Annotated in this window: 22 protein-coding genes; 16 read left to right on the top strand and 6 right to left on the bottom strand. The window is 71.2% G+C overall.

The genetic code is table 11. The annotated features are described in order from the left end of the window. Nucleotides 1-45: 45 nt before the first annotated feature. Nucleotides 46-2046: a ricin-type beta-trefoil lectin domain protein gene (locus V8690_RS16695; RefSeq protein ID WP_338779687.1), complete on the bottom strand. Its 2001-nt coding sequence runs from the start codon at nt 2044-2046 to the stop codon at nt 46-48. A 1066-nt stretch (nt 2047-3112) separates the two neighbouring features. Here V8690_RS16695 and V8690_RS16690 point away from each other — a divergent pair. Together V8690_RS16690 and V8690_RS16685 are read left to right on the top strand one after the other, a co-directional pair. Further along, entirely contained in the window at nt 3113-3955 is an 843-nt protein-coding gene (locus V8690_RS16690) for a MurR/RpiR family transcriptional regulator (protein ID WP_338779686.1), read from the top strand. Between the two features lie 102 nt (nt 3956-4057). Continuing rightward, nucleotides 4058-4642: a hypothetical protein gene (locus tag V8690_RS16685; protein ID WP_338779685.1), complete on the top strand. Its 585-nt coding sequence runs from the start codon at nt 4058-4060 to the stop codon at nt 4640-4642. 86 nt (nt 4643-4728) lie between these two features. Here V8690_RS16685 and V8690_RS16680 read toward each other — a convergent pair whose 3' ends face one another. Continuing rightward, complete coding sequence (locus tag V8690_RS16680; protein WP_338779684.1) at nt 4729-6111, bottom strand: diaminopimelate decarboxylase; 1383 nt, start codon at nt 6109-6111, stop codon at nt 4729-4731. A gap of 135 nt (nt 6112-6246) precedes the next feature. Here V8690_RS16680 and hutU point away from each other — a divergent pair, with 135 nt between their 5' ends. The 4 genes from hutU (at nt 6247) to hutI (ending at nt 11859) form a co-directional block, all read left to right on the top strand. Then, nucleotides 6247-7911: a urocanate hydratase gene (gene hutU, locus V8690_RS16675; RefSeq protein WP_338779683.1), complete on the top strand. Its 1665-nt coding sequence runs from the start codon at nt 6247-6249 to the stop codon at nt 7909-7911. 77 nt (nt 7912-7988) lie between these two features. After that, nucleotides 7989-9191, top strand: a complete 1203-nt coding sequence (locus V8690_RS16670; protein ID WP_338785379.1) for an allantoate amidohydrolase — start codon at nt 7989-7991, stop codon at nt 9189-9191. Between the two features lie 26 nt (nt 9192-9217). Beyond that, a complete protein-coding gene (locus V8690_RS16665; protein WP_338785378.1) occupies nt 9218-10573 on the top strand; it encodes a formimidoylglutamate deiminase in 1356 nt (451 codons plus the stop codon). Beyond that, nucleotides 10570-11859, top strand: a complete 1290-nt coding sequence (hutI, locus tag V8690_RS16660; protein WP_338779682.1) for an imidazolonepropionase — start codon at nt 10570-10572, stop codon at nt 11857-11859. The genes V8690_RS16665 and hutI overlap by 4 nt, the downstream gene beginning before the upstream one ends. Nucleotides 11860-11979: 120 nt before the next feature. Here hutI and V8690_RS16655 read toward each other — a convergent pair whose 3' ends face one another. Beyond that, nucleotides 11980-12906: an RNA polymerase sigma factor SigF gene (locus V8690_RS16655; protein WP_338779681.1), complete on the bottom strand. Its 927-nt coding sequence runs from the start codon at nt 12904-12906 to the stop codon at nt 11980-11982. 239 nt (nt 12907-13145) lie between these two features. Between V8690_RS16655 and V8690_RS16650 the strand changes: the two genes are divergently transcribed. The 4 genes from V8690_RS16650 (at nt 13146) to V8690_RS16635 (ending at nt 16438) form a co-directional block, all read left to right on the top strand. Continuing rightward, complete coding sequence (locus V8690_RS16650; protein ID WP_338779680.1) at nt 13146-13523, top strand: STAS domain-containing protein; 378 nt, start codon at nt 13146-13148, stop codon at nt 13521-13523. Nucleotides 13524-13766: 243 nt separating this feature from the next. After that, nucleotides 13767-14321 (top strand): ATP-binding protein, encoded by a 555-nt coding sequence (locus V8690_RS16645; RefSeq protein ID WP_338779679.1) that lies wholly within the window; start codon nt 13767-13769, stop codon nt 14319-14321. A gap of 289 nt (nt 14322-14610) precedes the next feature. Then, complete coding sequence (locus tag V8690_RS16640; RefSeq protein ID WP_338779678.1) at nt 14611-15300, top strand: LPXTG cell wall anchor domain-containing protein; 690 nt, start codon at nt 14611-14613, stop codon at nt 15298-15300. A 148-nt stretch (nt 15301-15448) separates the two neighbouring features. Next, a complete protein-coding gene (locus tag V8690_RS16635; protein ID WP_338779677.1) occupies nt 15449-16438 on the top strand; it encodes a hypothetical protein in 990 nt (329 codons plus the stop codon). A gap of 89 nt (nt 16439-16527) precedes the next feature. On the opposite strand, the gene V8690_RS16630 is transcribed toward V8690_RS16635, so the two are convergent. Continuing rightward, nucleotides 16528-18066, bottom strand: coding sequence for an oligopeptide:H+ symporter (locus V8690_RS16630; RefSeq protein ID WP_338779676.1), 1539 nt, complete (start codon nt 18064-18066; stop codon nt 16528-16530). A 515-nt stretch (nt 18067-18581) separates the two neighbouring features. Between V8690_RS16630 and V8690_RS16625 the strand changes: the two genes are divergently transcribed. After that, nucleotides 18582-19259 (top strand): response regulator transcription factor, encoded by a 678-nt coding sequence (locus V8690_RS16625; protein ID WP_338779675.1) that lies wholly within the window; start codon nt 18582-18584, stop codon nt 19257-19259. A gap of 37 nt (nt 19260-19296) precedes the next feature. Further along, on the top strand, nt 19297-20574 hold the full coding sequence (locus V8690_RS16620) for an ATP-binding protein (RefSeq protein WP_338779674.1): 1278 nt from the start codon (nt 19297-19299) through the stop codon (nt 20572-20574). Between the two features lie 17 nt (nt 20575-20591). Here the strand turns inward: V8690_RS16620 and V8690_RS16615 are convergent, their stop codons facing one another. Then, nucleotides 20592-21098, bottom strand: a complete 507-nt coding sequence (locus V8690_RS16615; RefSeq protein ID WP_338785377.1) for a GtrA family protein — start codon at nt 21096-21098, stop codon at nt 20592-20594. A gap of 162 nt (nt 21099-21260) precedes the next feature. On the opposite strand from V8690_RS16615, the gene V8690_RS16610 reads away from it, so the two are divergent. From V8690_RS16610 to V8690_RS16600, 3 genes are read left to right on the top strand one after another with little or no spacing between them, the layout of a single operon-like run. Further along, nucleotides 21261-22400, top strand: a complete 1140-nt coding sequence (locus V8690_RS16610; RefSeq protein WP_338779673.1) for a 5-(carboxyamino)imidazole ribonucleotide synthase — start codon at nt 21261-21263, stop codon at nt 22398-22400. After that, a complete protein-coding gene (gene purE, locus V8690_RS16605; protein WP_338779672.1) occupies nt 22397-22921 on the top strand; it encodes a 5-(carboxyamino)imidazole ribonucleotide mutase in 525 nt (174 codons plus the stop codon). Before V8690_RS16610 ends, purE begins: the two co-directional genes overlap by 4 nt. Before the next feature lie 4 nt (nt 22922-22925). Beyond that, entirely contained in the window at nt 22926-24113 is a 1188-nt protein-coding gene (locus V8690_RS16600) for a dipeptidase (protein ID WP_338779671.1), read from the top strand. Here V8690_RS16600 and V8690_RS16595 read toward each other — a convergent pair. Continuing rightward, nucleotides 24053-25195 carry an alkene reductase gene (locus V8690_RS16595; RefSeq protein ID WP_338779670.1) on the bottom strand — a complete coding sequence of 381 codons (1143 nt, stop codon included), beginning with the start codon at nt 25193-25195 and terminating at the stop codon, nt 24053-24055. The two genes, V8690_RS16600 and V8690_RS16595, sit on opposite strands and share 61 nt — an antisense overlap. Nucleotides 25196-25248: 53 nt before the next feature. Here V8690_RS16595 and V8690_RS16590 point away from each other — a divergent pair, with 53 nt between their 5' ends. Then, complete coding sequence (locus tag V8690_RS16590; protein WP_338779669.1) at nt 25249-25608, top strand: MerR family transcriptional regulator; 360 nt, start codon at nt 25249-25251, stop codon at nt 25606-25608. Nucleotides 25609-25629 lie beyond the last annotated feature (21 nt).

Here is a 25629-nt window from a genome sequence, read left to right as displayed (position 1 = left end):
GGGTTCGTGATCGGCACGGTGACGTCACACCGTGGCGGCGTCAGGTCAGGTGAGGGTCCACTTCTGGTTGTTCTGGCCGTTGCAGGTCCACAGGAGCAGCTTGCTGCCGTTGGCGGTCGCCGCGCCCGATACGTCCAGGCAGAGGCCGGACAGGTTGTTGGTGAGGGTGCCGTCGGAGTTGGCGGTCCACTTCTGGTTGGTGCCGTTGTTGCAGTCCCAGATGATGACCTTGGTTCCGTTGGTGGTGCCGTTGTTGTCGGCGTCCAGGCACTTGTTGCCGTAGACGACCAGCTCGCCGCGTGACGTCTGGGTGAAGGTCTGGTTGCGCCCGCCGGCGCAGTCCCAGATCTGCGCCTGGGTGGCGTTGGTGATGGTGTTGTTGCCGATGTCGACGCAGCGGTTGGAGGCGGTGCCCACGAGGGCGACGCCGTCGGTGCCGGGGATCCCCTGGACCCGGATGGCGTCGATGTCGGGGGCTGTGCTGCCCGAGACGGCTGCGAAGCGCACGGTGTTGTCGCCCTTGCCCAGGTGGGCGAGCACGGACACGGTCCGGTAGGTGGTCGCCGAGCCCGTCGGCGGGAAGGCCACGACGGACTTGTACTGCCCGTTGACCTGGATGGTGGCCTTGCTGGCGGTGGTGGCGCCGTTGGCGTAGGTGATGTCGACCAGCTTGGTGCCGGCGGAGGCGGTTGTGACGCCGGTGAAGGTCGGTGTGGTGGCGGTGGTGGTGTCCTCGTAGGTCGTGCCGGACGCCTCGGTGCCGGAGACCGTCAGCAGCACGGCGTCGTTCGCCGGGACGGTGGTGGAGTAACTCGTGGTGTGGTACTTCGTCTTGGTGCCGGTCCACACGTTGCGGACGGACGCCGAGGCATCGGTCAGACCGAGGTCGGCCCAGCGGACGGTCATGTCCGCGGCGGAGCCGGTGCGGTTGAGCAGGAGCACCGCGCGCTTGCCCTTGCCTGAGAGGACCTTGCTGTACACCTGGAGGTTGCGGGTGTCCTCGGCGACCTTGACGCCCTGAAGGCCCCTGGGGTCCTGGTCGATGGCGATGACCTTGGAGTTGGTGAGGATGTCGCGGGTGGCGGTGCTCATCGTGGCCACGTTGTTGCCGGCCAGCAGCGGGGCGCCGGAGATGGCCCACAGGCTCATGTGCAGCCGGTTCTGAGCGTCACTCAGGCCGTTCATCCCGACCATCAGCATGTCGGGGTCGTTGTAGTAGCCGGTGTGCTGGGCCGCGGGGTGCAGCCCCTTGTCGAAGTTGGCGAGCATCTTGGCGGTGTTGGCGGTCTGGCCCCAGAAGATGACATCGGTGCTGGTGCGCCACAGGTCGCCGTAGCCGGTGGCCCAGTTCCAGGGCAGTCCGGTGCCCCACTCGCAGAAGGACAGCACGAGCTTGTGCCCGGTGACGGCGGTGGCGGCCTCGTTGGCGGCGGTGATGGCCTTGTACGTCTTCTCCTGGTCGAGGCCCTCCTTCTGGCCGCCGCACCAGTCGATCTTGACGTAGTCGAAGCCCCAGCGCTGGAAGGTCTCCAGGTCCTGCTGGTAGTGACCCTCCATGCCGGTGTTGGGCGCGGCGGGGCGGGTGGTGGGGTAGTAGTAGCCGCAGCCCTGCTTGCCGGCGTCGGTGTAGATGCCGGCCTTCAGGCCCTTGCTGTGGATGTAGTCGGCGATGGCCTTCATGCCGCCGGGCCACAGGGTCTCGTCGACGACGATGTTGCCGTTGGCGTCGCGGTCGCCCTGCCACCAGCCGTCGTCGAGGTTGACGTACTCGTAGCCGGCGTCCGCCATGCCGGAGGAGACCAGGGCGTCTGCCTGCTGCTTGATGACGGTGTGGTCGATGCTGCTGGCGAAGCTGTTCCAGGACGCCCAGCCCATCGGCGGCGGGGTGACGTCGATCTGGCTGGTGCTGACGGCGGTCGGTTCGACGGCCAGGGGCGCCGACGGCTCCTGCCGGTCGAGGCTCGCCAGACCGGCGACGGCGAGTCCGGCGGTGAGGACCTGGATGGTTACGCGTCTGGCCCATCTGTGTAGAGCTGTGCGGGACATACGGCTCTCCAAGGGGAGGAAAGGGAGGAAAGGGGATAAAGGTCGCTGACCGCGCCAGGGCGATGGGCCTGGGGTGCCGCGGTCAGCCACAGGGCGTCAGTCGACGCTGGAGAAAGCGGCGTTCGCGCGGTCGCTGGCGGCGGGAGTCGGGGCTATGCGCCGGGCGTAGATCGAGTGCCTGAGGTAACAGGTCGGGAAGTTGAGTGATCTGGACGGCCAGGTGTAGTTGACCGACTCATGTGGGCGGTAAGAGCGGTCGGCCAGCTCCGGAGGTCATGCCGAGGAAGCGTCGGCGCGACGGCTGGGAGTCCGGCCGGGGGCTTGTGCTCATCGACTCTCCAACGAGGACGTGCGGAAGGGGAGAAAGCGCTCAGGAGAGAGAGCAGGCCTGAGGGGCTGAGTGCGGGGCCACTGGCACTGCTTGTCCGACCGGTCGAACTAGGTGCAGTGAATCGGTCAGAAAAGTAGAGGTGAGACAGGAACAGGTCAATGGTTTTGTCGTTTCTCGTTGAGTTTTGTGTGACTGAACGAGCCGCTGGACTCTGCCCGGCCGTCGCACGCCTTCGCAATCCGCCGTTCGGCCGAGGTCCGGCTGCCCGGGTCGGTTGCTTGTGGCCGATCGTGAGGCGGTGGTCCCTGTCTTTCGGGAAGGGCGGATCCGGCGTCCGCCCTCGCCCCGCTCGCAGTGCGGCGATGTCGCTGCGGCTAGCCTTTCGAGCCGCCGTGTGGCCGGGCCGCACAGTCTCCGCAAGATCTGCCCCGACGTGCTGTTCGCCTGCCCAGCCGAGATGGCCGCCCATGCCTTCCGCGTGACGAGCTGACCCGCGCCGACGGTGCCTGGCTCACGCGAACCACGGGCAACCGCTGAGACCAGGGTTTCCCATCAGGTTGGCGACCTCCGCCGGTGGACACGGTTCACTCAGTGCACTATCACTTTGAGGTTCACGCGCCCATTTCAGGCCTCCGCACTCAGCGGGGGGCGGCCTCGCCGGTCCCGCTTGCCGGTCTGGTCTGCATATGCTTATGCAGAATCCTCAGCTACTGAATAGGCGAGGGGGAGCACGTCATGAGCGTGACCGACAGCCCTGCCGCGCGGTTGCAGGCGCTCTTCGAGGGCCACCGGCTGACGCCGACCCAGCGGCGCATCGCGCACAGCATGGTGCGGCGCGCCGCCGACGTGCCGTTCCTGTCGAGCGTGGAGCTCGCCGAGCTGGCCGGGGTCAGCCAGCCGTCCGTGACCCGCTTCGCCGTCGCCCTCGGCTTCGACGGCTACCCGGCCCTGCGCCGCCACCTGCGCGAGGTCGCCCCCGCCGAACCCGCCGCGGACGCCGGGTCCTCCAACGAGTACCAGCAGGCCGTCGAGGCCGAGATCGAGAACCTGCGGCACCTGGCGGAGGCCCTGGCCGACCCCCGGCCCGTGCGGCGGGCGGGGCGTCTCCTCGCGGCCTCCCGCCCCCTCCCCGTCCTCGGACTGCGGGCGGCAGCCGCCCAGGCGCACGGCTTCGCCTACTTCGCCGCCAAGGTCCACCCCGACGTGCGGCTCCTCAACGAGGGCGGCACGATGCTGCACGACCGCATCGACGCCGCCGTCCGGGCCGGCGCGACCGCACTGCTGTGCTTCGCGCTGCCCCGGCACCCCCGCGAGGTCGTCGACACCCTCGACTACGCCAGACAGACCGGGCTGACCGTCGTCACGGTCGCCGACTCCGCCTTCGCGCCGGTGGCCAAGGTGTCCGACCTGCTGCTCCCCGCCGCCGTCGGCACCGGCCTCGCCTTCGACACGGCCTGCGCCCCGATGCTGCTCGGCCGGGTCCTGCTGGAGGCGATGTGCGACGACCTGCCGGAGGCCCAGTCCCGCCTGGAGGAGTTCGACGTGCAGGCGGCGGCGCGGGGGCTGTTCGTCGACTGACGGCACGTACGGCGGCTTCTCAGACTCGTCTCACGTTGTGTCGCTAATGTGCCTCTCCTGAAACGCCCTTCAGACGCTTCGGAGACTGAACGGAGGCTGAACGTGACGCGCGGAGGACATGGGCTGGCTCGGGTCGCCGTCGTCGTACGAGCGGGAGCGGCACCCTTGTGGTGGCTGGGTGTGTTCGCGGCCGGCATCGGCCTGCTGGTGCCGGGGCTGACCGGGCGCCGGATCGGCGTCCTGGCCGGCGCGGCGCTGTTCGTCCTGGCGACGGCCGTCGTGGCGTACGGACGCCGCAAGCGGTACGTCGCCCTGGCCGCGTCCGCGGCCCGCGCCGGCAAGCACGACGTACTCCAGGACCGCGCGGTGACCGCGCGCAACTGGCGCCGCGCCCACCGCTGGTGGCTCCTGCTCGCCTTCCTCGCCGCCCTGGGCAGCGCCTTCGCCGTACCCGCCGCGGCCGGCCTGCTCCTGGCCGGCTGCGGCGCGGGCCTGTGGCTGAAGTCCGCGTGGCTCGGCCGCCGTGAGCGCGCGGACGAGGTGTTGCTGTGGGTGCGGGTGGACTGGCTGCGCGGGGGCGCGGGCGGCCCCGCGGGCAAGCGGGTCAAGGCGTACCGCAGCACGGGCATCGCGGCGGGCGACGCGGCACCGGGCGGGGCGCGAAGGAAAACCCCGGCGCTCGTGTAAGCGGGCAGGGGAAGACGGACTCAGGGGCGCGGGGCTGTGCCTATCCGCGGCTCCGCCGCGCGGGCGCGACCAGCAACAACCGGGTGCTACGAAGGCCACGCGTCGCCCAGCAGCGCATCGACCTGCGCCCCTCCGGACTCCGCCACGACCTCCTCGACGGTCTGCGCCTCGCGCACCACCGCGAAGGCGACGCCCTCTTCCCGACCCGGCCCGAACCCGTAAATCGCGGGCCGGACAAGCGAGTTGTACGCATAGTGGTGCGCGAAGTAGTACGCCCCCGTATCCAGCGCCGCCGCGAAGTCCCCCTGCTCCAGCAACGGCAGCGCACACCCCTCGGCCAGCAGGTCGCCCGAGAAGCACGCCGGTCCGGCCACGTCCTGCACCACGGCCGGACCCTCCTTCGGGTGCCCCTTGGAGTCGTACGCGGCGATCCTCAGCGGCCAGACCCCCGGCGCGTACACCGTCCGCGTCGCGACCTGCACGCCCGCGTGCGTGACCGCCACCGGCAGGCCGCCCGCGCTCTTGGCGTACTCGACCCGCGCCACGACCGTCCCGTGCTTCGTCAGCAGTGACCGCCCGAACTCCGTCACCAGTCCGTACCGCCCCCCGAACAGCCCCGGCACCTCCTCGGCCAGTGTCCGCGCGTACTGCGCGTACGTCGGCGTCGTCGCGTCCGAGGCGAAGTTCACCGGCAGCCCGCCGCCGATGTCGAGCGTGTCGACCTGCCGCCGCCCGGTCCGCCGGTTGATCTCCTCCGCCAGCTCGTACGTCTCCGCCACGCCCCGCGCCATCAGGGACAGCGGGACCCCCTGGGATCCGGTGTGCGCGTGCAGCCGGGTCAACCACGGCCGGTCCAGATACGCCCGTACGACCCACTCCCGGGCGCCCTCGTCGCGCAGCGCCACCCCGAACTTCGAGGTGGCCGTGGCCGTGGACGTCGCTGCGATGGAACCCCCGCCGATCTGCGGATTCACCCGTATCCCGAGTGGGGAGCGGCTGGCGGCGGACCGCATCAGGCCGTCGATGCGGTCCAGCTCCTGCGGATTGTCCGCGTTGACGGCGATGCCCAGCGCCAGCGCCTCGCGCAGTTCCCCGGGCGTCTTGGCCGGCGAGTCCAGCACCGTCATCTCCGGGCCCAGCCCAGCCGCCCGTGCCAGCGCCAGCTCGCCCGGGCTCGCCACCTCCGCGCCGATGCCCTCCTCGCGCAGCAGCCGCAGCACCGGCACCAGCGGGGTCGCCTTCACCGCGAAGGCGTGCAGCACGGGCGTGCCCGGCGCCACGACCGCGTCGAACGCCGCCCGCAGCTCCGCCGCCGACTCCCGGATGCCGGTGACGTCCAGCAGCCCGACGATGGGGCTGTCGGGCCCGAGCAGCCCCTGCTCCACGGCGGCCCGTACCGCCTCGGCCCGCCGGGCCGCCCGCCAAGCGCCGGAGTCGCGTGCCTCTTCTGCCTCGATGTGTGCGCCCATGCATCCAGCCAAACATCCATGGCGCCGCCGCGCCGAGCCCCGGACGTATTGACTAGCTCTATTCAGACGTCCAGGATGTGAATAACCGCAGCAACAACCCGCCGGGAGCACCACGCACCCACCAGGAGGCAGACCATGTCAGGACCCCGCCCCGTCCGAGCACCCCGCGGTACGGAACCGAGCGCCCTGGGATGGCAGCAGGAAGCCGCCCTGCGCATGCTCCAGAACAACCTCGACCCGGAGGTCGCCGAGCACCCCGACAAGCTCGTCGTCTACGGCGGCACCGGCAAGGCCGCCCGCGACTGGCGCTCCTTCGACGCGATGGTCCGGACGCTGCGGACCCTCAAGCAGGACGAGACGATGCTCGTCCAGTCCGGCCGCCCCGTCGGCGTCATGCAGACCCACGAGTGGGCCCCGCGCGTCCTCATCGCCAACTCCAACCTCGTCGGCGACTGGGCGAACTGGGAGGAGTTCCGCCGCCTGGAGGCCCTCGGACTGACCATGTACGGGCAGATGACGGCCGGCTCCTGGATCTACATCGGCACCCAGGGCATCCTCCAGGGCACCTACGAGACCTTCTCCGCGGTGGCCGCGAAGAAGTTCGGCGGGTCGCTGGCCGGGACGATCACGCTGACCGCCGGTCTCGGCGGGATGGGCGGTGCCCAGCCGCTCGCCGTGACGATGAACGACGGTGTGGCGATCTGCATCGACTGCGACCCGCGCGCGATCGAGCGGCGCATCGAGCACCGGTACCTGGATGTGAAGGCCGACTCCCTCGACCACGCGCTGCGGCTCGCCGTGGAGGCCCGTGACGCCCGCCGCCCGCTGTCCATCGGCGTCCTCGGCAACGCCGCCGAACTGGTGCCGCAGCTGCTGGCCATGGGCGCCCCGATCGACGTCGTGACCGACCAGACCTCCGCCCACGACCCGCTGGCCTACCTGCCCCTCGGCACCGCCTTCGAGGACATGGCCGACGCCGCCGCCAAGGACCCGGCCGGCTTCACCACCCGGGCCCGCGAGTCCATGGCCGGGCACGTCGAGGCCATGGTCGGCTTCATGGACGCCGGCGCGGAGGTCTTCGACTACGGCAACTCCATCCGCGGAGAGGCCCAACTCGCCGGATACGACCGGGCCTTCGCCTTCCCCGGCTTCGTCCCCGCCTACATCCGCCCGCTGTTCTGCGAAGGCAAGGGCCCGTTCCGCTGGGCCGCCCTGTCCGGCGAGGCCTCCGACATCGCCAAGACCGACAAGGCGATCCTCGACCTCTTCCCGGAGAACGAGTCCCTGGCCCGCTGGATCCGCATGGCCGGGGAGCGGGTCCACTTCCAGGGCCTGCCCGCCCGTATCTGCTGGCTCGGCTACGGCGAACGGGACAAGGCCGGTGAGCGTTTCAACGACATGGTCGCGAGCGGGGAGCTGGCCGCGCCGGTCGTCATCGGCCGCGACCATCTCGACTGCGGCTCCGTCGCGTCCCCCTACCGGGAGACCGAGGCCATGCTCGACGGGTCCGACGCGATCGCCGACTGGCCGCTGCTGAACGCGATGGTGAACGTGGCGTCGGGGGCGTCCTGGGTGTCCCTGCACCACGGAGGTGGGGTCGGTATGGGACGGTCGATCCACGCGGGGCAGGTGACGGTGGCCGACGGTACGAGGCTGGCCGGCGAGAAGATCCGGCGGGTGCTGACGAACGACCCCGGCATGGGGGTCATCCGGCATGTCGATGCCGGGTACGACATCGCGGAGTCGGTGGCTCGGGACAAGGGCGTCCGTGTTCCGATGCGTGAGGGTGACTCGGCGTGACCCGACCGAACGGCAACCCTTCGGTCGGGGCGGGCGCATCGTCGCCGCCCGCTCCCACCGGCAGCTCCTTCCACCAGATGTGGCGCGACCTGCTCCCCCTCGGCCGCCACCCCGCCTCCCACGGCTACCGGCGATTCGCCTGGACCGGTGTCGACGGCGACTGCCGGGCCTGGTTCGAAGAGCAAGCCGTGGCCCGGGGACTGCGCTACGAGGCCGACCGGAACGGGAACCAGTGGGCCTGGCTCGGTGACCCCGCCGACGGGGACGCCGTCGTCACCGGGTCGCATCTCGACTCCGTGCCGGACGGCGGGGCCTTCGACGGCCCCCTAGGAGTCGTGTCCGCCTTCGCCGCGCTGGACGAACTGCGCGGCCGGGACGCGCGATTCACCCGGCCCCTCGGCATCGTGAACTTCGGTGACGAGGAGGGCGCCCGGTTCGGGCTCGCCTGTGTCGGGTCCCGGCTCACCGCCGGGCGGCTCACCAGCGAGGAGGCCCACCGGCTCACCGACGGCGAGGGCGTGACGCTGCCGCGCGCCATGGAGGCCGCCGGATACGACCCCGACGCCATCGGCCCCGACCCCGAGCGGCTCGCCCGCATCGGCGCCTTCGTCGAACTGCACGTCGAGCAGGGCCGGGCCCTCGACCTGTCCGGCGACCGAGTCGGCATCGCCAGCGCGATCTGGCCGCACGGCCGGTGGCGGTTCGACTTCCGGGGAGAGGCCAACCACGCCGGCACCACCCGGCTCGCCGACCGGCGCGACCCCATGCTGTCCTACGCCGAGACCGTCCTCGCCGCCCGCCGCGAGGCCGAACTCGCCGGTGCCGTCGCCACCTTCGGCAAGATCGCCGTCGAGCCGAACGGCGTCAACGCCATCCCCTCCCTCGTGCGCGGCTGGCTCGACTCGCGCGCCGCCGACCAGGACAGCCTGGACGCCGTGGTCGCCGGCGTCGAGAAGGCGGCCGGGGAGTACGCCGCCGCCCACGGTGTCGATCTCGCCGTTGTCCGCGAGTCGTTCACCCCCGTCGTCGAGTTCGACCACGCCCTGCGCGACGAACTCGCCCGCATCCTCGGCAAGGACACCGGCCTCACCGTCCCCGTCCTCGGCACCGGGGCCGGACACGACGCCGGGATCCTGTCCGGGAGCATCCCGACCGCCATGCTGTTCGTGCGCAACCCCACCGGTGTCTCCCACTCACCGGCCGAGTTCGCCACCGAGGACGACTGCGCGGCCGGGGTACTCGCACTCGCCGACGTACTGGAAGGACTGGCCTGCACGTGACCACAGCAGCCACGCGCACGTACTGGCTGGAGCACGCCTGGCTCGGCACCCTCCCCCGAGCTCTCGGCTCCGCTCGAGCAGGGGGGACCCCCGTCGAGCCGGGCGTGGCCCTCGACGTCGCGGGCGGCCGCATCGTCGGCGTCCGCCCCGGCACACCCGCCCCGCCCCCCGGCGCCGAAATCCTGCGCGGCCTCACCCTCCCCGGACTGGCCAACGCCCACAGCCACGCCTTCCACCGCGCCCTGCGCGGCACCGTCCAGGTCGGCTCCGGCACCTTCTGGACCTGGCGCGAGGTCATGTACGCCACGGCCGCCCGGCTCACCCCGGACACCTACCACGCCCTCGCCCGCGCCGTGTACGCCGAGATGGCGCTGGCCGGCATCACGGCGGTCGGCGAGTTCCACTACGTCCACCACGCCCCCGGCGGCATCCCCTACGCCGACCCCAACGCGATGGGCGAGGCCCTGATCGCGGCAGCCTCCGAAGCCGGGATCCGCATCACCCTCCTCGACACCGCCTATCTCTCCTCCGGCTTCGGACAGCCGCCTACCGCCCCTCAGCTCCGCTTCTCCGACGGCACGGCGGACGACTGGGCCGAACGCTGTTCAGTTCTCAAGGAACAAGATCACGCGCGGATCGGAGCGGCGATCCACTCCGTGCGGGCCGTGCCCGCCGACCAGCTGGCGACCGTCGCGCGGTGGGCCGAGGAGCGGCGGACCCCGCTCCATGTGCACCTGTCGGAACAGACGGCCGAGAACGACGCCTGCCGCCAGGCCCACGGCCGCACCCCCGCCCGGCTGCTCGCCGACCACGGGGTGCTCGGCCCGCGCACCACCGGCGTCCACAACACCCACCTCACGGCCGAGGACATCTCCCTCATCGGCGGCAGCGGCACCGGCACCTGCATGTGCCCCACCACCGAGCGGGACCTCGCCGACGGCATCGGGCCCGCCGTCGCCCTTCAGCGGGCGGGCTCCCCGCTCTCTCTCGGCTCCGACAGCCACGCCGTGATCGACCTGCTCGAAGAGGCGCGCGCCATGGAGCTGAACGAGCGCCTGCGCACCCGTACCCGAGGCCACTGGACGGCGGCGGCCCTCCTGCGGGCCGCCTCGGCGGACGGGCACTCGGCTCTCGGCTGGGAGGACGCGGGCGCCCTGGAGCCCGGCGCGCTCGCCGACTTCACGACGATCGCGCTCGACTCGGTCAGGACGGCAGGGCCGCTTCCGCGGCTCGGGGCCGAGACGGCCGTATTCGCCGCGTCGGCAGCAGACGTGTCGCATACGGTCGTGGCAGGTCGGCACGTCGTACGGGACGGGGTGCACTCACTCGTACCCGATGTGCCGCAAGCCCTCGCGGACGCCGTCGAAGCCCTGCGCGGATGACCCCGGGCCGCTCCTCCGAGCGGTCGGCCCCCGAACCCGACCCCACCGCCGACCAGGCCACCAAGGACGCCATGAGCAACGCGACGACCGTCAGCCCCGCCCACTCCGCGAGCACCGCGAGCACGCTCATCACCAACATCGCCGCTCTGGTCACCAATGACCCCTCCCTGGGTGACAGTTCCCCCCTCGGACTGATCCAGGACGCGGCCGTCGTCATCGAAGGCGACCGCATCGCGTGGACCGGTGATCAAAGCAAAGCACCCGCCACTGACAATCGGGTCGACGCCGGTGGCCGGGCGGTCCTGCCCGGCTTCGTCGACTCCCACTCCCACCTCGTCTTCGCGGGCGACCGGACGCAGGAGTTCAACGCCCGGATGTCGGGGCGGCCCTACAGCGCGGGCGGCATCCGCACGACCGTCGCGGCCACCCGCGCCGCGACGGACGAGGAACTGGAGGCCAACGTCACCCGTTACCTCGCCGAGGCCCTCCGCCAGGGCACCACCACCTTCGAGACGAAGTCCGGCTACGGCCTCACGACCCACGACGAGTCCCGCGCCCTGCGCGTCGCCGCCCGCCACACCGACGAGGTCACCTACCTCGGCGCCCACATCGTCGCCCCCGAGTTCGCCGAGGACCCCGCCGCCTACGTCGCCCTCGTCACCGGCGAGATGCTCGACGCCTGTGCCCCGTACGCCCGCTGGATCGACGTCTTCTGCGAGAAGGGCGCCTTCGACGGCGACCAGGCCCGCGCGATCCTCACCGCCGGCAAGGCACGCGGCCTGCACCCCCGTATCCACGCCAGCCAGCTCTCGTACGGCCCGGGCGTGCAGCTCGCCGTCGAACTCGACGCGGCCAGCGCCGACCACTGCACCCACCTGACAGATGAGGACGTAGACGCCCTGGCGAACAGCCGCACGGTCGCCACGCTCCTCCCCGGCGCCGAGTTCTCCACCCGCGCCGAGTGGCCGAACGCCCGCCGCCTCCTCGACGCGGGCGTCACCGTGGCCCTGTCCACCGACTGCAACCCGGGCTCGTCCTTCACCTCGTCCGTCCCGTTCTGCGTCGCGCTCGCCGTACGGGACATGGGCATGACCCCGGACGAGGCCGTCTGGTCGGCCACGGCGGGCGGCGCGGCGGCCCTGAGGCGCACCGACATCGGCCGCCTCACCCCGGGCGCGTACGCGGACCTGATGCTTCTCGACGCGCCCAGCCACGTCCACCTGGCCTACCGGCCGGGGGTCCCGCTGGTCACCGGCGTCTGGCGGCGCGGCGAGCGGGTCCTCTGACCGACGAAGACCTGGGTGTGTGGACCCGGAGCGGTGTTCACGCGGGTCATGGTCGGGGGCGGACCGTTCGGTCCGCCCCCGAAGGACAGCGTCACCCGGTACAGCGTTGTCCAGTGAGGATCACTCCTCGACGGTCAGCCCCTTGCGCAGCCGTACCAGTGTCCGCGACAGCAGACGCGACACGTGCATCTGGGAGATGCCCAGTTCCTCGCCGATCTCCGACTGGGTCATGCCCGCGACGAAGCGCAGCGACAGGATCTTCCGGTCGCGCGGCGGAAGATCGGCGATCAGCGGCTTCAACGACTCGACGTACTCGATGCCTTCGAGCCCGTGGTCCTCGTAACCGATGCGGTCCGCGAGCGCGCCCTCGGAGTCGTCCTCCTCCGGCTGGGCGTCCAGCGAGGAGGCGGTGTAGGCGTTCGACGCGGCCATGCCCTCGACGACCTCGTCGTTGGAGATGCCGAGGCGCTCGGCCAGTTCGGTCACCGTCGGGGCGCGGTCCAGCTTCTGGGCCAGCTCGTCACCGGCCTTGGCCAGGTCGAGCCGAAGCTCCTGGAGCCGCCGCGGTACGCGCACGGACCACGAGGTGTCGCGGAAGAAGCGCTTGATCTCGCCGACGATGGTCGGCATCGCGAACGTGGGGAACTCGACACCGCGAGACAGCTCGAAGCGGTCGATCGCCTTGATCAGGCCGATGGTGCCGACCTGGATGATGTCCTCCATCGGCTCGCTGCGGGAGCGGAACCGGGAGGCGGCGAACTTGACCAGCGCGAGGTTCAGTTCGACGAGCGTGTTGCGGACGTACGAGTACTCGTGGGTGCCTTCCTCCAGCGACTCGAGGCGCTCGAAGAGGGTCTTGGACAGAGCCCGTGCGTCGACCGCGTCGACTTCCTCGTACGGGGGGATGTCCGGAAGTCCGGCGAGAAGGTCGTCCTGTGTGACGAGCATCTCAACCTGCTCGATGGGATCCAGATGTTCCGGAGGGGGTGTCGACGTCGCTTTCTGGGTACGCGATGCGTCGAGCCGGGGTGACATGATGTCCTCCATCGTTCTCGGCATATGGCTGCCGGAGCCAGTACGTGCACTGCGGTGTGCGGCGCCTCCAAAGCCGACCGTGGTCGGTTACGTGTCCTTACTAGGCCTACCCGCTTTCCCGAGGCCGCCGCAAGTGCGTTCTGTGGGCATATGTCCGTTTGTGTGTGGTTGTTCGGGTGTCGAAGCGTGTGAGGAAGGCGTAGTGTTCGAGGGCGTCAGCAGCAGTCACGACGTCGGGAGAGAGAGACGGCATGGACCGCGGGACAGTCGGCAGCGCACAGTCTGGCCGGCTTCTGGTGGAGGTGCGGGAAGAGGGCTCTAGTGCCGTCGTGACCCCGGCGGGTGAGTTGGATCACCACACCGCCGATCTGTTGCGTGAGCCGCTCGAGGACTGCCTCGCCAAGGGATTCAAGCGCCTGGTCATCGACTGCGCGCGGCTGGAGTTCTGCGACTCCACGGGGCTCAACGTGCTCCTGGGTGCGCGGCTGAAGGCCGAGGCCGCCGGTGGTGGCGTGGCGCTCGCCGGGATGCAGTCGGTGGTGGCACGCGTGTTCGAGATCACCGGCGCGGATGCGGTCTTCAGCGTCCATGACACGCTTGAGGCGGCCCTGGCCGAAGAGTCGGGCTGACCGGCGGTGCGTCGACGCGCCGGGCCTCGGCCATCCCGCTGTGACCGGTGTTCTGGTCCCGTCATGACCTTCGCGCCGAATACGGGGGTGTTCTGCCGGTCCGCCCGGGCAGGAGACATCCTGAAGCGGTCGGCCACCAGGGCGGCGGGGGCGCAGCGAAGCCGTCGTGCCGCGCACTGTGTGACTGACTGTGTAGTGAATTTTTTGAATCGTGAACTGGTGAATCGGTGAGGTGAAGCGCTGATGAGCACCACCCGGCCCTATTCGCCGGGCGACCGCGGGCCGGAGCCCAGCGGCGCTTCCGGGGCGTCCGAGGGTGGCGTACCGGCGGACGGCGCGTCCGGCGAGGGCGTGGTCGCGCCGTCCGGAGCCGCGGGACCGCCGGGGGGCCGGCAGGTGCGTCGGCTGAGCTTCGAGGGGGCGAGCGGTGTCGTCCCGCTCGCCCGGGACTTCGCCCGCCAGGCGCTGTACGCCTGGGGCTGGCTGCCGGCCGCCTCCGCGGACCAGCGGGCCGCCGCCGAGGACGTGCTGCTCGTCGTCTCCGAACTGGTCACCAACGCCTGCCTGCACGCCGAGGGGCCGGACCAGCTGTGGATCACCTGTGACAACAAGGTGATCCGCATAGAGGTCGCCGACCGGGGCACCGGCCAGCCCTCACCCCGCACTCCGCACCGGGCCGGCCGCCCGGGCGGTCACGGCATGTTCATCGTCCAGCGGCTGTGCCTGGACTGGGGTGTCGTCCGCACGCCGGGAGTCGCCGGCAAGACGGTGTGGGCCGAACTGGGAGCGCCTGCCTGATCCGGGGGCGTTGCTAGCGCGCTCGGCGCGTGTTCCCCGGACGACCCTCCGGGCGCGGGCTCCGGGCACTCCTCGAGCGGCCATCCGGGTGAACGGCGAGCGGGCGGTCCGCCGGCGACTGCCGCGCCGCCCCCACGGAACCTCCGCCGAGCATCCCCCCGTCCGTCACTCACCACACGCCGGATCGCCACGGATCCGGCGCGCACTGTGTCTTCCTTCCTCAACGCCCCGGGCGTACCTTGACGGCCCGATCTGATACTCCGTCAGGAACAGGAAGGGGAGCGGCACCGTGTCGTACCGGAATCGAACCGCCGCGCTCGCGTCCGCCGCGGCCCTGGCCGGCTCGGCGGTGTTGATGGCAGCCCCCACGGCCCGGGCCGATGTCGTCGACGTCAATTACCAGTGCAAGACGCCGATCGGCGACAAGAGCGCCGTCTCACCCATCGACATCAAGGGCGTCAAGAGCGGCAACGGCTACCGGATCACCATGTCCTGGCAGAAGGGCGTCTCCTCCAGCCCGGTCGAGCTGGGCAAGGGCGCGATGACCCCGAGCGCCACCATCGCCCTGGGCGGCGCGGACAGCGGCACCGTCACGGTGACCGGCCCCGCCAACGACGCCGCGATACCGGCCAACACGCCGATCAAGATCAACGACCTGAGCGGTACGTACACACCGAAGAAGAGCGGCGAGGTCACCTTCACTGCCGGCGTGCTCACCATCAAGGCGCTCGGCACGACGACCACGTGCACGCCGACGAACGACCCGGGCCCGTCCCTGGCCCTCGACGTCACGGCCCCGAGCGGCGGCGGTGCCACCGGCTCCACCCAGGGCGGCGGCTCGGGATCCGGCTCCGGCGCCGAGCTCCCGCAGACCGGCCCGGAGGACTCGGCCGTCGCCCTCGGCACCCTCGGCGGGACGGTCCTGCTCGCCGGCGCGGCGGGCGCCCTGTGGCTGACACGACGTCACCAGAGGGCCTAGGGGGGCCGCGAAGTCCCGCGTGCCGTCCGACGCCCGGCACGCCCTCTCGCCGCACGTCGCGCGGCCGCCCTTCGGGCGATGACGCCGCTTTCGCGACAGGCCCCGGTACGCCACTGAGCGCACGCCCGTACGACCGCTGGAGCCGCCGATGCCGTACGCCGCCCGTGTTCCGTACCTGTCACTGCCCCTCCTGCTGGTGCTCCTGCTGGGCCTGGCGGGCGCCGGGCCCGCCGGGGCGGCGGACCGGCCCGTCGTCGAGCTGTCCAAAGCCCAGGCCGGGACGGGCGGTTCGGTCACCGTCACCGGCGGCGGCTGGCGGCCGCGTGCCCTGCTGACGCTGCTGGTCTGCGGGCAGGCCGAGCCGTCCCGGGGCGTGACCGGCGGCACCGACTCCTGCGCCAACGCCGACGGCCGGGCCGTCACCACCGACGCCGAGGGCCGCTTCCGCCGCGAACTGCCCGTCGTGGAACCGCCCGTGCCGTGCCCCTGCGTGGTGCACGTGGCGACGGTGACCGGGGCCAGGGCCGAGGCCGACGCGGTCCTCCAGGTCGCCGGGCACGCGGTCGAGCCGCTGCCCGCTGACCGGGCCGGCGGGCGGCTGTCCCCGCTCGCGGACACCCGGCTGCGTGGCTCCGGCGGGCTGTTGACCTGGTTCGGCTCCCCGCCCGCCCGGACGCTCGTGGTCACCGTCGGGAACGTCGGGACGTCCCCTGTGAAGGACCCCGTTTTCCAGGTCGGCACCTCCCACGGCGTGTTCGCCCCGCAGTGGCAGGACCAGCGCTGGCGCGGCACGATCCGGCCGGGCGGCAAGGCGCGCATCGAACTCCCCGTGGAGCTCGCGGCCGGGGCGCACGGCGACTACACCGTGTCCCTGAAGTACGGCGGCAAGGTCCTCGCCGAACACCCCTGGGGCGTGGGCCGCCCGTGGGGCGTGACCCTGTTCTGGGTCCTCGTCTGCCTGGTCGTCCCGGCGGCGCTGTTCCGTGCCGGCCTGGCCGTCGTCGACCACGCCCGCCCCCGCCGGCCCGTCCATGCGGCCCGCCCGCCCCGCCGCCTGCGCCTGCCCGCCGCACGTCGGCCCCCGGCCCTGCCATGGGTCGCCCCGGACGCCGAACCGCCGGGATCGACAAGGACGTGAGACGAGGCAAGGACGTGAGATGAGGACAGGAGAAGGCCGCCGCACCTTCGAGGTGCGGCGGCCCTTGCGTCAGGGTCCGGTGGGGCGGATCAGTGGACGTCGCCCATCAGCGCCTTGACCTTCCTGCGGTACATGTACACCGCGATACCCGCCAGGGCGGCGAGGACCGCCTCCGCCGCGACCGCGCCGGTGCCGCTCAGGTCGACGCCGCCGATGGCCGGGTTGGAGAGCAGACCCGTCACCGAGTCGCCCGCCGTGACCGCGAGGAACCAGACACCCATCATCTGGCTGGCGTACTTCGCCGGGGCCATCTTCGTCGTCACCGACAGCCCGACCGGGGAGAGGCACAGCTCACCGACGGTCTGGATCAGGTAGATGCCCACCAGCCACATCGGGCTGACCAGCGTGTCGCCGTCGGCCATGCCCAGCGGCAGCAGGAAGAAGAAGAACGAGACACCGATGAAGAACAGCGCCGCGGCGAACTTGGCGACCGTGCTCGGCTCCTTGCCCTTGCGGTTCAGCCACAGCCAGAACCAGGCGAAGACCGGGGCCAGGGCCATGATGAACACCGGGTTCAGCGACTGGTACCAGGACGACGGGAAATCGAAGCCGAGCAGCGAGCCGGAGGCCTTCGTCTCACCGAACGCCTGGACCGTGGAACCGCCCTGGTCGTAGATCATCCAGAACACGGCGGCCGCGACGAAGAACCAGATGTAGCCGGTCATCTTCGACTGCTCGACCGCGCTGAGCTCCTTGTCCCGCTTGATGCGGATCAGCACACCGGCCGGGATGATCAGGCCGATCACCGTGAGCGGGATCATCGCCCAGTTGAGGGTGAAGTGGCCGGTGTAGCCGACGACGCCGTAGAAGACCGCCGCGACGGCCAGCCAGAGCAGACCCTTGCGCAGCCAGGACACGCGCTCCTCGGCCGCCAGCGGCTTGGGCACGACGTTGCTCTGCGGGCTCAGGTTCCGGGTGCCGACGAGGAAGGCCACGAGGCCGATGCCCATGCCGACCGCGGCCAGGCCGAAGCCGAGGTGCCAGCTCACCTGCTGGCCGACCGTGCCGATGATCAGCGGCGCGAAGAAGGCACCCATGTTGATGCCCATGTAGAAGATCGTGAAGCCGCCGTCGCGGCGCGGGTCGTCCGGGCCGTCGTAGAGGTGGCCGACCATGGTGGAGATGTTGGCCTTGAGCAGGCCGGAGCCCAGTGCCACCAGCGCCAGACCGGCGAAGAAGGGCGCCTGCCCGCCGGGCAGGGCCAGCACCAGGTGACCCGACATGATCGTGACGGCCGCGATCGTCACCGTCTTGCGCGGACCCCAGATCCGGTCACCGAGCCAGCCGCCGGGCATGGCGAGCAGGTACACCATCGACAGGTAGACCGAGTAGATCGCCGTGGTGGTGGCGAGGTCCATGCCGAGCCCGCCGCCCATGCTGCCCTTCTTGGCGTCGGGCCCGCCGGAGAGCAGGTACACGACGAGCAGGGCCCGCATGCCGTAGAAGCTGAACCGCTCCCACATCTCGGTCATGAACAGAGTGGCCAGTCCGCGGGGGTGGCCGAAGAAGGTCTTCTCGGAGCCGGGGGTGCCCGGGTGGGCCGAGTCCTTCGTCAGGCTGGACGCCATGGTCGTTCCTTGCTGGTCGGGACGCGCTCCGCGGCAGCGGTGGTGCGCCCGGTGGGGGCTGCCGGCACCGGTGCGTACGGCCGTCCGTCCGACGCCTACGGGGGTCCGCTCCGGGGTCAGGAGCGGTGGGCGGTCGCCACCGGGATCCACGCCTCTACGCGCGTATCCGCACGACGAGGCCCGGCCACAGTCGTTTCAGGTGGGGGGCCGGCGTAAACCAGCCCGCACACAAAAGAGACCTCCAGGGGCAAACAGCCTCCGAAGGTCGCCGTGGTGCTACAGGCGTTGATTCACCATACGGCAGGACACAGCCGCATATGGAAGGACTTGAGACACGGATCACAGGTGTCGGGGGAACTGTAAGCCCCATTTCCAAGGTCCTTACCAGGATTGCACCCCACAGGCAGAGGTTTGTTCGCGTACCCGTAGAACGTAAGAAACGGGTATGTCACGGGTAAGAATCCAGGCTTCCGGTCACACCCCAGCTCAGGGCCTTGCAGGTCTACCATCACCTCATGACCCGTGTACTGCTCGCCGAGGACGACGCGTCCATCTCGGAGCCGCTGGCCCGTGCTCTGCGCCGGGAGGGCTACGAGGTCGAGGTGCGTGAGGACGGACCCACCGCGCTCGACGCCGGAATACAGGGCGGCGTCGACCTGGTCGTGCTCGACCTGGGTCTGCCCGGCATGGACGGCCTGGAGGTGGCCCGCCGCCTGCGTGGCGAAGGCCACAGCATTCCGATCCTCATCCTGACCGCGCGCGCCGACGAGGTGGACACCGTCGTGGGGCTCGACGCGGGCGCCGACGACTACGTCACCAAGCCGTTCCGGCTCGCCGAACTGCTCGCCCGCGTCCGCGCCCTGCTGCGCCGCGGCGCCGCCGAGCCGCCGCAGCCGCCCGCCACCCACGGCGTGCGGATCGACGTCGAGTCGCACCGCGCCTGGATGGGCGAGGAGGAGCTCCAGCTCACCGCAAAGGAGTTCGACCTGCTGCGGGTGCTCGTGCGCGACGCCGGCCGGGTCGTCACCCGCGACCAGCTCATGCGCGAGGTCTGGGACACCACTTGGTGGTCGTCGACCAAGACCCTCGACATGCACATCTCCTGGCTGCGCAAGAAGCTCGGCGACGACGCGGCCAACCCTCGCTACATCGCCACGGTCCGCGGTGTGGGCTTCCGCTTCGAAAAAAGCTGAGCCGCGGGCAGGCACGGGTAAGCACGGGTAACAGGACATGCGCCGCCGACTGATCCAGTCCACGCTCGCCGTGGTGCTCGTCGTGATCGCCGTCTTCGGCGTCTCCCTCGTCATCGTCGAGACCAGGACGATCAGCAACAGCGCCCAGGAGCGGGTGGAGTCCGAGGCGGTCCGGCTGGCCAGCATCGTCGACAGCCGGCTCTTCGGGGCGCAGCAGGTCGACGCGGAGGTGCTGCGCGACCAGGTCACGCAGGACCGTTACTACGCGGTGATCCGGATCCCCGGGGAGGCGCCCATCGAGGTCGGCTCCAAGCCATCCGGTGACGTGATCACCGCGACCGCGCCCGGCGAGGAGGGCGAGACGGTCACGGTCCAGGAGCCGCGCTCCACGGTGACCCGGGAGGTCGGCCGCACCCTGCTGATCATCGGGCTGGTCGCGCTGCTGGCGGTGGTGGCCGCGGTCCTGCTGGCGGTCCGCCAGGCGAACCGGCTCGCGTCGCCGCTGACCGACCTCGCGGAGACGGCCGAGCGGCTCGGCTCGGGCGATCCGCGCCCCCGGCACAAGCGGTACGGCGTGCCCGAGCTGGACCGGGTGGCGGACGTGCTGGACGGCTCGGCCGAGCGCATCGCGCGCATGCTGACCGCCGAGCGGCGGCTGGCCGCGGACGCCTCCCACCAGCTGCGGACGCCGCTGACGGCGTTGTCCATGCGGCTGGAGGAGATCACCCTCACCGACGACCCGGACACGGTGAAGGAGGAGGCGACGATCGCGCTGACGCAGGTCGAGCGCCTCACGGACGTCGTGGAGCGGCTGCTGACCAACTCGCGTGATCCGCGCACCGGCTCCGCCGTCACCTTCGACCTCGACGAGGTCATCCAGCAGCAGCTCGCCGAGTGGCGCCCCGCCTACCGCAGTGCCGGCCGGGCGATCGTCAGCTCCGGCAAGCGGCATCTCGAGGCCGTGGGCACACCGGGAGCGGTCGCGCAGGTGCTGGCCGCGCTGATCGAGAACTCCCTGATGCACGGCGGCGGCACGGTGGCGCTGCGCACCCGCGTCATCGGCAACCAGGCCGTCATCGAGGTCACGGACGAGGGCCCCGGGGTCCCCGCCGACCTCGGCGCACGCATCTTCGAGCGGGCGATCAGCGGACGCAACTCCACGGGCATCGGCCTGGCCGTGGCCCGTGACCTGGCGGAAGCGGACGGCGGCCGCCTGGAGATGCTCCAGACCAAGCCCCCGGTGTTCGCCCTGTTCCTGTCCCGCACACCCGTCCGGAAGTCCCACGGCGGCGAGGACGAGCCGATGATCCGCTGACGCGGCTCACGACGGGCCTACGGCACCCGCTGCCCGGCCCGCGACCGCCTGGCCCGTTCGCTCTTCAGGATCGATTCCGCGTCCGCCACCGCCTCACGGGTGGGAAGGGCGCGGAACACCCAGCTGCGGTACGACCAGAAGCGGAACAGCGTGGCGATGCCGATGCCGAGGAACTTGAAGATGTTGTTCTGGAGCGGGGTGTCCCAGCCGAAGCCGTACGTGGCCGCGTACAGGACGCCGTTCTCGATGACCAGCCCGACCGCGCTGAACAGCAGGAACAGGGACATCTCCCGCGTACGGCGGGTCTTGTCACGGTCGCGGTAGGTGAAGTAGCGGAAGCCGACGTAGTTGAAGACGATCGCGACGACGGTCGCGATGACGCTCGCGCGCACCACCTGGAGGTCGGTGACATGCCGTACCAGGTTGAACACGAGGAGGTTGACCAGTACCCCGGCACCGCCCACCGCGCCGAACTTGGCGACTTCGTGAACGAGCCGTCGGAGCCGCGAGGCACCATGTCCCATGGTCATGCAGGACCCCGTCCGTGGTTGGCGTCAACCCAGCCATGCTAACCACCCTCCAGCGCGATCTTCCTGCGGACGCCGGTGGACGGCCGGAGATGGTCCGGGCAGGGGCGGGGTGGGGCAGGAAACCGGCCACCCCGGCGCGGCCGATACCCTGGGGGCGTGACATTCCCGGTAGTCGGCATGGTCGGCGGGGGCCAGCTCGCTCGTATGACACACGAGGCAGGCATCCCGCTGGGCATCAGGTTCAAGCTCCTCAGTGACACCCCGCAGGACTCGGCTGCGCAGGTCGTGGGCGATGTCGTCGTCGGCGACCATCGCGACCTCGACACGCTGCGCGAGTTCGCCCGAGGGTGCGATGTGATCACCTTCGATCACGAGCACGTACCCACCGAGCACCTCAGGGCCCTGGAGGCGGACGGCATCCCCGTGCGCCCCGGCCCCGACGCGCTCGTGCACGCCCAGGACAAGGGCGTGATGCGCGCGAAGCTCGACGCGATCGGTGTGCCCTGCCCGAGGCACAGGATCGTCTCCGATCCGCAGGACGTGGCGGCCTTCGCCGCGGAGGGCGACGGCTTCCCTGTCGTGCTCAAGACCGTCCGCGGCGGTTACGACGGCAAGGGCGTGTGGGTCGTCGACTCCGTCGAGGAGGCCGCCGACCCGTTCAAGGCCGGTGTCCCCGTGCTCGCCGAGGAGAAGGTCGACTTCGTCCGCGAGCTCGCCGCCAACGTCGTACGCTCCCCGCACGGCCAGGCCGTCGCCTACCCGGTCGTGGAGTCCCGCCAGGTCAACGGCGTCTGCGACACGGTCATCGCCCCGGCGCCCGACCTCGACGACGCCCTCGCCCTCAGGGCCGAGGAGATGGCGCTGAACATCGCCAAGGAACTCGGCGTCGTCGGCCACCTCGCCGTCGAGCTGTTCCAGACCCGCGACGGCCGCATCCTCGTCAACGAACTCGCCATGCGCCCGCACAACTCGGGCCACTGGTCCATGGACGGCGCCGTCACCAGCCAGTTCGCCAATCACGTCCGGGCGGTCCTGGACCTGCCCCTCGGCGACCCGCGCCCGCGCGTCAAGTGGACCGTCATGGTCAACGTCCTCGGCGGCGACTACCCGGACATGTACTCCGCGTACCTGCACTGCATGGCCCGCGACCCCCAGCTCAAGATCCACATGTACGGCAAGGACGTGAAGCCCGGCCGCAAGGTCGGCCACGTCAACACCTACGGCGACGACCTGGACGACGTGCTGGAGCGCGCCCGTCACGCAGCCGGCTACCTGAGAGGCACCATCACCGAATGAGCCCTGTTGTTGGCATCGTCATGGGGTCGGACAGCGACTGGCCCGTCATGGAGGCCGCCGCCAAGGCCCTCGACGAGTTCGAGATCGCCTACGAGGTCGACGTCGTCTCCGCGCACCGCATGCCGCGCGAGATGGTCGCGTACGGCGAGCAGGCCGACGAGCGCGGGCTCAAGGTGATCATCGCCGGGGCCGGCGGCGCCGCCCACCTGCCCGGCATGCTCGCCTCCGTGACACCGCTGCCGGTCATCGGCGTGCCCGTGCCGCTGAAGTACCTCGACGGCATGGACAGCCTCCTGTCGATCGTGCAGATGCCGGCCGGTGTCCCCGTCGCCACCGTCTCCGTCGCCGGTGCCCGCAACGCCGGTCTGCTGGCGGCGCGTATCCTCGCCGCGCACGACGGGGAACTCCGCGCCCGCATGCGCGAGTTCCAGCAGGAGCTGAACGACCAGGCGACCGAGAAGGGCAAACGCCTGCGTGCCAAGGTCGAGGGCGCAAACGGCGGCTTCGGCTTCGGGAAGTGATCCCATGACGTCCCTCGACGACGCCCGCGCGCTCCTCGCCGAGTTCTCCGTCGCCGACGGGCACAACGACCTGCCCTGGGCGCTGCGCGAGCAGGTCCGCTACGACCTCGACGCCCGCGATGTCGCCGCCGACCAGAGCGCCCACCTGCACACCGACATCCCGCGGCTGCGCGCGGGCGGGGTCGGTGCGCAGTACTGGTCGGTGTACGTCCGCACGGACGCGCCCGACCCGGTCGCGGCCACCCTCGAACAGATCGACTGCGTACGGCAGTTGATCGACCGCCACCCGGAGGACCTGCGGCCCGCGCTGACGGCCGCCGACATGGAGGCCGCGCGCCGGGAGGGCCGGATCGCCTCCCTCATGGGTGCCGAGGGCGGCCACTCCATCGCCAACTCCCTGGGCACCCTGCGCGGTCTGTACGGGCTCGGCGTGCGCTATCTGACCCTCACCCACAACGACAACGTGGACTGGGCGGACTCGGCGACCGACGAGCCGCGGGCAGGCGGCCTCACCGCGTTCGGCCGGGAGGTCGTGCGGGAGATGAACCGGCTCGGCATGCTCGTCGACCTCTCCCATGTGGCGGCGACGACCATGCGCGACGCGTTCGACGCGAGCTCCGCCCCGGTGATCTTCTCCCACTCCTCCGCCCGGGCCGTCTGCGACCACCCGCGCAACATCCCGGACGACGTCCTGGAGCGGCTGCCCGCCAACGGCGGCATGGCGATGGTGACGTTCGTGCCGAAGTTCGTGCTCCAGGCCGCCGTCGACTGGACCGCCGCGGCCGACGAGAACATGCGCGCCCACGGCTTCCACCACCTCGACACCACCGCGGAGGCCATGAAGGTCCACCGCGCCTTCGAGGAACGGCACCCGCGCCCGGTCGCGACGGTGGCGACGGTCGCCGACCACCTGGACCACATGCGCGAGGTGGCCGGCGTCGACCACCTCGGCATCGGCGGCGACTACGACGGCACGGCCTTCACCCCCGACGGCCTGGACGACGTCTCCGGCTACCCCAACCTGATCGCGGAGCTGCTGGACCGCGGCTGGTCGAAGGCCGACCTGACCAAGCTGACCTGGAAGAACGCGGTACGGGTGCTGGACGCGGCGGAGGACGTGGCACGGGGGCTTCAGGCCACGCGGTCGCCGTCCAACGCGACGATCGCGTCGCTCGACCCGCTCGCCGGCTGAGCGTCGAGGGTGGGGTAGTCGGTGTAGCCGGTCGCCCCGCCCACGTACATGAAGTACCGGTCGCGCATCTCGTTCAGCGGCGCCCCGAGCCGCAGCCGCGTCACCAGGTCGGGGTTGGCGAGGAAGGACCGGCCCAGGGCGATCAGGTCGGCCCCGGCGGCCAGCAGCGCCCCGGACGCCCGGAGTGCACCGCCCGTGGAGATTTCCTTCAGCACCGGGTTGGCGACGATCACCCCGGGCCAGCCGGCGCGCACCTTCCGGAACACCGGCGTGTCCGGATCGGCGTACCCGAGGTGCAGATACGCGAGCCCCAGCCCGCCGAGCCGCTCGACGAGCGCCGGGTAGATCTCCTCCGTCTCGCCCTCCTCGATGCCGTTGACGGTGTTGCCGGGGGAGACCCTGAGCCCCACCCGATCGGCTCCGACCTCGGCGGCGACGGCCTCGGTCACCTCGGCCGTGAACCGGATCCGGGCGGCGACCGGGCCGCCGTAGCCATCCGTACGGTGGTTCGTGTTGCGGGCGAGGAACTGGTGCAGCAGATGGCCGTTGGCGGAGTGCACCTCCACACCCTCGAACCCGGCGTCCAGCGCGTTGCGGGCGGCCTTCGCGAAGTCGGCGATCGTGGTGCGGATGTCCTCGGCGGTCATCTCCCGCGGTACCGGGGCCGGCTGGTGACCCTCCGGCGTGAAGACCGTCTCGGGGAGCGGGACGGGCGAGGGCGCGACCGGCGTCAGCCCGCTGGTCGCGGGGTGGCCGACCCGTCCGCCGTGCTGGAGCTGGAGGAACATCCGTCCCCCCGCGTCCCGCACGGCGTCCGTGACCCGCCGCCAGCCGGCCACGTGCGCCGGGGTGTGGACGGCGGTGATGTTCGGGTACGTCTGCCCGACCGCGTTCGGCGTCGCGGCCTCGGCGATGATCAGCCCGGCGGCGGCACGCTGGGCGTAGTACGTGGCCATGAGCGGGGTCGGGGTGCCGTCGGCCTGGGCCCGGTTGCGGGTCAAAGGCGCCATCACCAGACGGTTGGGCAGGTCCAGCCCGGGGAGACGAGCCGGTTCGAAGAGTGCTGTCGTGTGCTGCGTCATGCCCGTACGCTAGAACCTGACACCGATGTCAGAATCAAGTCCGGGAGTGGGACGTGCGGATCGGTGAACTGGCCCGGCGCACCAACGTGAGTGAGCGCTCGCTGCGCTACTACGAGAAGCGGGGGATGCTCACGGCCGAGCGGACGCCCGGCGGGCACCGGGAGTACCCGGAGGCGGCCGTGGACCGGGTCGTCCGGATCCAGGAGCTGTTCGCGGCGGGACTGTGCAGCGAGAAGATCCTCCAGCTGCTGCCGTGCATGCGGGACACGGACGGCGGGCCCTCGGTCCGCGCGACGCCCAACCTGGTCGCCGAGCTCACGGCCGAGCGGGCCCGCATCGACCGGATGATCGCCGACCTGGTCCGCTCCCGGGACACCCTGGACGAGGTGATCGAGGCGGCTCGGCTGCCCTGAGAGCGTGGCCGCACGAGGCCG

Origin of the sequence: Streptomyces sp. DG1A-41 (assembly GCF_037055355.1) — a bacterium.
In the GTDB taxonomy this organism is placed as follows: Bacteria; Actinomycetota; Actinomycetes; order Streptomycetales; family Streptomycetaceae; genus Streptomyces.
Note: the sequence above shows the minus strand (reverse complement) of the source record. Positions and strands in the feature narration are given on the sequence as shown.